1 protein-coding gene and 2 pseudogenes are annotated in these 2,059 nt (G+C 30.5%); all 3 read left to right on the top strand.

Annotated features, from left to right (window positions below):
• Positions 1 to 363, top strand: a pseudogene (glmU, locus tag HMPREF9131_RS01385) (bifunctional UDP-N-acetylglucosamine diphosphorylase/glucosamine-1-phosphate N-acetyltransferase GlmU); the annotation flags it as partial.
• Positions 364 to 377: 14 nt separating this feature from the next.
• A pseudogene (locus HMPREF9131_RS01380) lies at positions 378 to 1,380 on the top strand (ribose-phosphate diphosphokinase).
• Positions 1,359 to 1,937, top strand: a complete 579-nt coding sequence (gene pth, locus HMPREF9131_RS01375; protein ID WP_009344962.1) for an aminoacyl-tRNA hydrolase — start codon at positions 1,359 to 1,361, stop codon at positions 1,935 to 1,937. Before HMPREF9131_RS01380 ends, pth begins: the two are co-directional and overlap by 22 nt.
• Positions 1,938 to 2,059 lie beyond the last annotated feature (122 nt).

The raw sequence follows: 2,059 nt of genomic DNA, 5'->3' as shown, positions 1-2,059 counted from the left end.
GTGGGTAAAAATTGCAAGGTTGGAAATTTTGTTGAAATTAAAAATTCAAATATTGGTGATGGAACTAAGATGAGTCATTTGGCTTATATTGGTGATGCTGATGTTGGCAAAAATGTAAACATAGGCTGTGGAGTTATTTTTGTTAATTACGATGGAAAGAAAAAATACAGGTCTAAGGTTTCAGATAATGCATTTATTGGATCTAATTCTAATTTAGTTGCTCCAGTAAATGTTCATGAATATGGATATATTGCGGCGGGTTCTACAATTACTAAAGATGTCCAAAAAGGACAACTTTCTGTAGAAAGAAGTCAACAAAAAAATATAGATGGTTGGGTAAGTAAGAAAGGTTTTGACAAATAGGAGGATTATTAATAATGAACCAAAAAATGGGAGATATTGTTGTTTTTACAGGTAATTCAAATCATGAACTTGTAGATAATATTTGTAAGGAAATAGGAATAGAAAAAGGCAAATGTAAAGTTTCAACTTTTTCTGATGGTGAAATTGCTATTGATATAGATATATCTGTAAGAGGTAGAGATGTCTATATAATTCAATCAACTTCTTCACCTGTAAACAATAATTTAATGGAATTATTAATTTTAATGGATGCTATAAGACGTGCTTCTGCAGGAAGAATAAATGTTGTAATTCCTTATTACGGATATGCAAGACAAGATAGGAAAACTAAGGCAAGAGAACCTATTACATCAAAACTTGTTGCAAATTTAATTTCTAATACTGGAGCAGATAGGGTTGTGGCTATGGATTTACACGCTGGACAAATTCAAGGTTATTTTGATATACCTGTTGACCATTTAACTGCAATTCCATATTTAGCAAGATATTTTAAGTCAATTATTAAAGAAGAAGATTTTGTTGTTGTTTCCCCTGATCTTGGTGGAGTTACAAGAGCAAGGGCTTTTGCTAATGAATTAAATTTACCTATTGCTATTATTGAAAAAAGAAGACCAAAACCAAATGTAAGTGAAGTTATGAATATTATTGGTGATATTAAAGGAAAAAATGCAATTTTAGTTGATGATATCATTGATACAGCAGGAACTATATGTAAGGCTTGTGATTCTTTAATTGAAAAGGGAGCAAAGAAAGTTTACGGATGTGCTACTCATGGAGTTTTATCTGGTCCTGCAATTGATAGAATTAATAATTCTAATTTAGAAAAATTTGTAATTACTGATACTATTCACCTTCCTAAAGAAAAACAAATAGATAGGATTGATATTGTTTCAGTAGCTCCAATTTTTTGCTTCTGCAATTAAGAGAATTAATACCAACTCTTCAGTAAGTGAAATGTTTAGAAAAGAAAAGATAAAGGAACGATTACAAAGTAAGTGGATAATTTATTTGTTATAGCAGGTCTTGGCAATCCAGGTAAGGATTACGAAAAAACTAAGCATAATATTGGTTTTTCTACAGTTGATAAGATTGCAGAAAAACTTTCTGTAAATATGAATAAGATTAAATTTAAGGGGCTTTTGGGAGAAACAAGAATCGGTCAAAACAGGCTGATTCTTCTAAAGCCCCAAACTTTCATGAATAATTCTGGAGAGTCTATAAGAATGTGTTTAGATTTTTATAAGGTGGATGTCAAGAATTTAATTGTTATTGTAGATGATATTGACATAAATTTTGGTCAGTTAAAAATAAAAAAAGAAGGTTCTGCAGGTACTCATAACGGTTTAAAATCAATTGTAAATCACCTTTCTTCTAAAGGATTTCCAAGAATTAAAGTAGGTATTGGTCAGAAAAAAGAGGGAGAAGATTTGGCAAATTTTGTATTGTCAAATTTTTCGTCTAATGATGCTAAGCATATAGACAAAGCTACTGATGCCGCAAGAGATGCAGCTATTGATATTGTGGAAAAGGGAATTGAATACACAATGAATGCTTACAACAATAAAATTTATTGAGGTGAGAAATTGGATTTTTTAGTTGATATTATTAATAATTTAAGACCCTTTGAAGAAATTTCAGATGCCCTTAAAGATTCTAAAAGCCCAATAGCTGTTTATGGCACAACAGAAGGATTTTG

The organism is Peptoniphilus sp. oral taxon 836 str. F0141, from assembly GCF_000179335.1.
In the GTDB taxonomy this organism is placed as follows: Bacteria; Bacillota; Clostridia; order Tissierellales; family Peptoniphilaceae; genus Peptoniphilus_A; species Peptoniphilus_A lacrimalis.
Note: the sequence above shows the minus strand (reverse complement) of the source record. Positions and strands in the feature narration are given on the sequence as shown.